7 protein-coding genes are annotated in these 6,386 nt (G+C 65.5%); all 7 read left to right on the forward strand.

What is annotated here, in order from left to right; genetic code table 11:
* The first annotated feature begins 63 nt into the window (after positions 1-63).
* Complete coding sequence (locus tag LBC97_01690) at positions 64-903, forward strand: 1-acyl-sn-glycerol-3-phosphate acyltransferase (protein MDR2564773.1); 840 nt, start codon at positions 64-66, stop codon at positions 901-903.
* A gap of 24 nt (positions 904-927) precedes the next feature.
* A complete protein-coding gene (locus LBC97_01695; protein ID MDR2564774.1) occupies positions 928-2,130 on the forward strand; it encodes a pyrophosphate--fructose-6-phosphate 1-phosphotransferase in 1,203 nt (400 codons plus the stop codon).
* Between the two features lie 63 nt (positions 2,131-2,193).
* Positions 2,194-3,534, forward strand: a complete 1,341-nt coding sequence (locus LBC97_01700) for a 3-deoxy-7-phosphoheptulonate synthase class II (protein ID MDR2564775.1) — start codon at positions 2,194-2,196, stop codon at positions 3,532-3,534.
* A 99-nt stretch (positions 3,535-3,633) separates the two neighbouring features.
* Positions 3,634-4,233: a hypothetical protein gene (locus LBC97_01705; GenBank protein MDR2564776.1), complete on the forward strand. Its 600-nt coding sequence runs from the start codon at positions 3,634-3,636 to the stop codon at positions 4,231-4,233.
* Positions 4,230-4,964 carry a hypothetical protein gene (locus LBC97_01710; protein ID MDR2564777.1) on the forward strand — a complete coding sequence of 245 codons (735 nt, stop codon included), beginning with the start codon at positions 4,230-4,232 and terminating at the stop codon, positions 4,962-4,964. Before LBC97_01705 ends, LBC97_01710 begins: the two co-directional genes overlap by 4 nt.
* Positions 4,965-5,178: 214 nt before the next feature.
* On the forward strand, positions 5,179-5,856 hold the full coding sequence (locus LBC97_01715; protein ID MDR2564778.1) for a hypothetical protein: 678 nt from the start codon (positions 5,179-5,181) through the stop codon (positions 5,854-5,856).
* Positions 5,857-5,901: 45 nt separating this feature from the next.
* Positions 5,902-6,386, forward strand: a 485-nt coding sequence (locus LBC97_01720; protein ID MDR2564779.1) for a S26 family signal peptidase, incomplete at its 3' end; no start/stop codon positions are given.

Genomic DNA, 6,386 nt, shown 5'->3' on the forward strand with positions numbered 1-6,386 from the left:
GATCTGGGACCGCGCTCTAATAGAGTGAAGGGGCAACGCTCTTGGACAAGAAGGGAACAACCGGTGTTCTACTGGCTCGCCAGGGCGGTCTTGGGGCCGCTCGTGCGGCTGATTTACCAGCCGTGGATCACCGGAGCCGAGAACATCCCGGCCAAGGGCGCGGCCATATTGGCCTCCAACCACCTGGCGGTGTTCGACTCCGTTTTTGTGCCCGTCCTCATCCCGCGGCGCGTCTTCTACATCGCGAAATCGGACTACTTCACCGGCCGGGGCCTGAAGGGCCGCCTGACGGCCGGCTTCATGAAAGGGATCGGCATGATCCCGGTGGACCGGTCCGGGGGACGGGCGGCGGCATCGGCGTTGGAACAAGGCGAGAAGGTCCTGAAGAAGGGCCACCTGTTCGGCATCTACCCGGAGGGGACCCGCTCCCCCGACGGGCGCCTTTACCGGGGCAAGACGGGCGTCGCCCGACTGGCCCTGCAGACCGAGGCCCCGGTCATTCCGATCGCGATGATCGGCAGCAACCTGGCCCAGCCGGCCGGCAAGCGGCTGCCCAAGAAACGGGTCCGGGTGGGGATAGTGGTCGGCGAGCCGATCGACTTGACGCGCTACCAGGGCCTCAGCTCCGACCGGTTCGTGTTACGCGAGATCACGGACCAGATCATGTTCGAGATCATGAAGCTGTCCGGGCAGGAATACGTTGACGTGTACGCGGCCACCATGAAGGCCCGCCTGGCCTCCGGCGCCCCGGCGCCCGGTTCGGAGACAGCCGAGGTCGCGCCCGGCGGCCGGTCCCGGCCGGTCGACTTGGAGCCCCCGGAACCTCCCGAGCCGCCCGAACTATCAGAACCATCAGACCCCGAGGCTCCGCCAGATCCCCTGGATGAGCCCGACCAGCAGTAGAAACAACGATCAGTAGGAGTACCAATGACTGTCAACCGCGTCGCCATCTTGACCGCTGGCGGTTTCGCCCCCTGCCTGTCCGCCGCCGTCGGCGGGCTCATCCAGCGCTACACCGAACTCGCCCCGAACATCGAAATCTTGATCTACCAGTACGGCTACTACGGCCTGTTGACGGGCAATTCCTACCTGGTGAACGAGGAGGCCCGGGCCAAGGCCGGCATTCTCCAGCGCTTCGGCGGCAGCCCGATCGGCAACTCGAGGGTGAAGCTGACCAACGCGGCCGACCTGGAACGTCGCGGCCTGGTGAAGCCGGGCCAGGACCCTCTGGCGGCGGCCGCCGAGCGGCTCCAGGAGGACCAGGTGGACGTGCTCCACACGATCGGCGGGGACGACACGAACACGACCGCCGCAGACCTGGCCGCCTACCTGCGCGAACATGGCTACGGCCTGACCGTGGTGGGGCTCCCGAAGACAATCGACAACGACGTGGTGCCGATCAAGCAGTCGCTTGGCGCCTGGACGGCCGCGGAACAGGCCTCGCTGTTCGCCCAGAACATCATTGGCGAGCACCGCTCGAACCCGCGCATGCTGATTGTGCACGAGGTCATGGGCCGCAACTGCGGCTGGCTGACCGCCGCCGCCGCCACGGAATACCGCCGCTGGCTGGGCGAACAGGATTGGAACCCGGCCCTCGGCTTGACGAAGGAGCGCTGGGACATCCACGGCGTCTACATCCCCGAAATGGAACTGGACCTGGACGCCGAATCGCAGCGCCTGCGCGGCATCATGGACAGGATTGGCAACGTCAACGTGTTCCTGTCGGAGGGCGCGGGCGTGGAGACCATTGTCCATGAGATGGAGGTGTCCGGCCAGGATGTGCTCAGGGACCCGTTCGGGCACGTCAAGCTCGACACGATCAACCCGGGCACCTGGTACGCGCGCGAGTTCGCGGAGCGCATGGGCGCCCTGAAGACCATGGTCCAAAAGTCCGGCTATTTCTCCCGTTCGGCCCGCGCCAACGACCGCGACCTGCTGCTGATCCGGTCCATGACGGACCTGGCGGTGGATTCGGCCTTGGACGGCGTCTCCGGCGTGATCGGCCACGACGAGGGCCGCGGCGACATCTTGCGCCCCATCGAGTTCGATCGCATCAAGGGCGGCAAGCCCTTCGACGTCAAGAAGCCATGGTTCCAGGACCTGCTAGACGGCATAGGCCAACCGCACTAACAGCCAACGCAGGACAAACTCCCGGCGGGCCGGGGGTTGGGGCGGGGTAGGCTTACCAGCGCCATGAAAGACAAGATCACCCAGGTGTTGGACGCGTACCGCGAGCGTTCGGCCGCGCAGCAGCCGGAATGGCCGGATCGGGCCGAATTGGAGCGGGCGACCGCCGCCCTGGCGGCCAAGCCGCCGTTGGTGTTCGCGGGCGAGGCGGACGGCTTGGCCCAGCGCCTGGCCGCCGCCCAGCGCGGCGAGGCGTTCGTGTTGCAGGGCGGGGATTGCGCCGAGATTTTCGCGGAGTCCTCCGCCGACCGCATCCGGAACAAGATCCGCACGGTCTTGCAGATGGCGGTGGTGCTGACCTACGGCGCGTCCCTGCCGGTGGTGAAGATGGGCCGCATGGCCGGCCAATACGCCAAACCGCGCAGCGCCGCCACGGAGACGCGCGACGGGATCACCTTGCCCGCCTACAGGGGCGATGCCGTCAACGGCTTCGAGTTCACCGCCCAGGCCCGGCGGTTCGACCCTTGGCGGATGGTGGAGGCGTACCATCACTCGTCCTCGACGCTCAACCTGATCAGGGCTTTCACCATGGGCGGCTTCGCGGATCTGAGGCAAGTCCAGGAGTGGAACCGCGGTTTCACGGCCAACCCGGCGTATGCCCGCTATGAGGAGTTGGCGGCCCAGATCGACAAAGCGGTGCAGTTCATGGGCGCGTGCGGCGCGGATTTCGAGGCGCTCAAGATGGTGGAGTTCTTCTCCTCGCATGAGGCCCTCCTGCTGGATTACGAACGCGCGCTGACCAGGATCGACTCGCGGGGCGGCCAGCCCTATGACTGTTCGGCGCACTTCTTGTGGATCGGGGAGAGGACCCGTTCGCCGGAGGGGGCGCACGCGGAACTGTTGAGCCACGTGCGCAATCCGTTGGGCGTCAAGGTGGGACCAAGCGCGCACGCGAGCGACGTTCTGAGGCTGGCGGACAAGCTGGACCCGTTCCAGGAGCCCGGCAGGCTCACGCTCATCACCAGGATGGGCGCGGATTCGGTCCGCGCGGTGCTGCCCGGCCTGGTCAGGGCAGTGCAGGCGGCCGGCCGGCCGGTGCTGTGGGTTTGCGACCCGATGCACGGGAACACCTTCACCACTAAGGGCGGGGTCAAGACCCGCCGCTTCGACACGGTGATGGAAGAGGTCAAGGGCTTCTTCGAGGTCCTTAGGGAGGCGGGGGCGGTCCCCGGCGGTATGCACGTCGAGTTGACCGGCGATGACGTCACGGAAGTGATGGGCGGTTCGGAGAAGATCGACGATGACGCTCTGACCAGACGCTATGAGTCCCTGGTCGACCCGCGGTTGAACCACCAGCAGGCGTTGGAGATGGCGTTTCAGGTGGCGGAGCTTCTGCGCCAGGCCTGACCGGCGGCGGGAAGAACGCGGGCCCGCGCGGATGGGCTGACGTCACGCCGATTTCGCTCAGGCGGGAATACCAACCTTGGGCTCAGCGTTCGACTTGACGTGACCGGTAGTCCACTTCGGCTAGGCGAGCGACTGCGCAGGCCATGGACTGTGGTCCTGGCCGTGGCGTTGCTGGCCTGCGTCATCATGGGCGTGGGATGGGGCTTCGCGCTGTGGACCAGTCAGGCGGTGGTTGGCGACGGCACCGTCTCCATCAGCCACGGCGCTTTGGACGCTTCGGGGCCGACTCGTTCTTGGGAGTTGCGGAACGCCAGCGGGACCGTTTTGGCGGCGGATGACCATGTGAACCCGGACTTGGCGGTCGGCGGCTTGTCGAATCTGACCACACCTTGCGGCACGGGTCTGAAACTGGTGGTCAAGGACTTGTACAGCTTAACCCAGCGGGGCGACCATCTGGTGGCCGGCGCAGAGGTGACCTGGGTGGGAACCTCCGGAGCAGTGGGGACCTACGAGGTCCGAGGCGGCGGTTCGGCGCCGCTGGTGGCATCGGTCCCCGTTGGGACCACGGCGGCGGTGCAGTTCGCCCCGGATGACACGAGCTTTCAGATTGTGGCCACGTATGACGTGCCCGAATGCGACTTCTTCACCGCTTCGCAGTCGGTGTACCCCGAGTACAGCGTGGAGGTGAAGCAGCTTTGAGACGCGTCAAGTCCTTCTTGTGGGCGGGTTGCGCGGCTTTGGCCGCCACCGCCCTGTTTGTGGCGGGGTCCACTTTGGCCGTCTGGTCGGTGGGTCTGAAAGCCGACGCGAGCACGGTGGCCAGCCGAGCCAACAGAATCTACTTGGAGGACGTGTCTGGCGGTTCGCAGCAAGCCACCGCGAATGATCTGGAATTGGCGATTGAGTTCACCCGCCAGGACGCGGCGGCTTTGAAGGAGGCCGCGCAGCAGTCCTTGGCGGCGGGCACCGGCGGAACCGTGACCTGGGGCAAGACTGTGGTCCTGCGCGGTGAGGCGTATGGCACCGCCGGCTTTGGCTACCAAGTGGAGCTTCCGTCCACGCCGCTGGCCGGGTATTCGGCGGGCTTGACACTGTTCAAGGTGGCGGGCTCGGCCCAGTGCGTGGACGGCGTCAAGGCGGGCGGCGGTTTGGTGGCGGTCCCGGGCGGCGGACAGCCGCCGCCGGCGGACTTGTCGAAGGACCGGGCGATTGACACGGGTTACAAAGGCCAGGCTAAGACCTACGAGCAATGGTTTTGCCTTGTCACCACTTTCAGCCCGGTCGCGTATTCGAATACCGCCACCGCGACGGCGAGCGGCGGCGGCCAAACAGCCACTTCGAGCGATACCTGGGAGGCTTTCATTTACCCGGATCCAGCCACCCAATCCGTTGTCGCCTACAAATTCAAGGTCACGCCGCTCGGCGCCTGACCCGTTGACAAACGTCCAGGTAGAGGGCCTCTTCTGTGCCCGATGCCGTCCGCCCGCCGCCAATTCAGGCCTCCGTTCGCCCGCGGTGGCCGCCAATCACAAGTCAAACAGGATATTCCGGCAAAACCGGAATAAGCAGACCCCCCTAATAGTTGTGTATTAGCGGGGGGAACGGGAGCCCTGACCAATGGGGCAGACACGAAAGGAACACACAATGACAATCAACCCACAAACTGAGCGCGAACGGCGCTCGCGGCGGTTCAAGGGCCTGGTGGCAGGTGCGGCCGGCGTGGCTCTGCTCCTGGGCGGCGGCACGTTCGCCATGTGGTCGGATTCAGCGTTGCTCGGCACCGGCAGCAGCAAGATCACCCACGGCGAGTTGAAACTCACCGGAACCAAAGCGGAGTCTGTGAAGGTCTACGACCTCCGAGGCACTGGAACTGGAGCATGGACCGACATTGACGGGGACGGCAACTCTACGGAAATCCCCAATGTCGGCGACTTCTTGGCGGTCCCCGGTGACCGCCTGGAATTCCAGCTAGGCAAAGTGACGGTCGGGGCGACGGGCAACCACATGGAGTGGGACCTGGGAATGGCACCAACGACTCAGCTCACTACAGCCGACCTGAAAGGCTGGACGGTCACGGGCTATGTGCTCACGGATGCTAACGCCGTGGTGGCCTCCGGGGAAATCGATTTGACGACCGCCACGCCTTCCACGATCGCCGCAGGAAAGGTCGACACGGCGGTGACTTACAAAGTCGCGGTGGTTGCCGAATTCGACAAGGGAGACACGACCTACAACAACAAGGGCGGAGACAACTACGCGTTTGTGTTGGCGCACGGCTTCACCGTGAAGGTGCAGCAGGTCGACCCATTTGCCGCCAACTGAAGCTGATCGCTTCAGCCGACTTCTTGGAGTCTGAAAGACAGCGGCATGAACGCTGAAACACCAGCCGCCGGGCCGCGCTACGCGGTCCGGCGGCTGTCGATTGTTGAACGGGGCGTCCCCGGCCCAGTGGGGCGCCACAGAGCGGAGGAAACTGTGACCGCGACCCGTGCGCCCGCTGTGGGTGTGGAAGAAACTCAAACCATCGAACCGATTGAACCGGCCGAGTCGCCCGAGGACTTGGAGGCGGCGGCGCCGCGGAAGCGCTCATGGTGGCGCCGGGCTCTGTCTTGGGTTACGACGGGGGCGGTGCTTGTGTTGCTGACGCTCGGCATCGTGCTCGCTTTGATACCCGCTATGAACGGCGGGACTGCCCTGACGGTGCTGAGCGGGTCCATGCAGCCGACCTTGAAGCCCGGCGACGTGGTCGTGGTGTTCCCGGTGGACGGCTTCGAAGACATCGAACTGGGCGACGTGGTGACGTTCATGCCCAACCCGGACGACCCGACCCTGGTGACGCACCGGGCGAAGGC

This window comes from Bifidobacteriaceae bacterium (genome assembly GCA_031281585.1).
In the GTDB taxonomy this organism is placed as follows: Bacteria; Actinomycetota; Actinomycetes; order Actinomycetales; family WQXJ01; genus JAIRTF01.

Bases quoted from the DNA above. Each gene is read 5' to 3' on its own strand.
- LBC97_01695 (MDR2564774.1), top strand. From the start codon at position 928: ATGACTGTCAACCGCGTCGCCATCTTGACCGCTGGCGGTTTCGCCCCC.
- LBC97_01715 (MDR2564778.1), top strand. From the start codon at position 5,179: ATGACAATCAACCCACAAACTGAGCGCGAACGGCGCTCGCGGCGGTTC.
- LBC97_01700 (MDR2564775.1), top strand. From the start codon at position 2,194: ATGAAAGACAAGATCACCCAGGTGTTGGACGCGTACCGCGAGCGTTCG.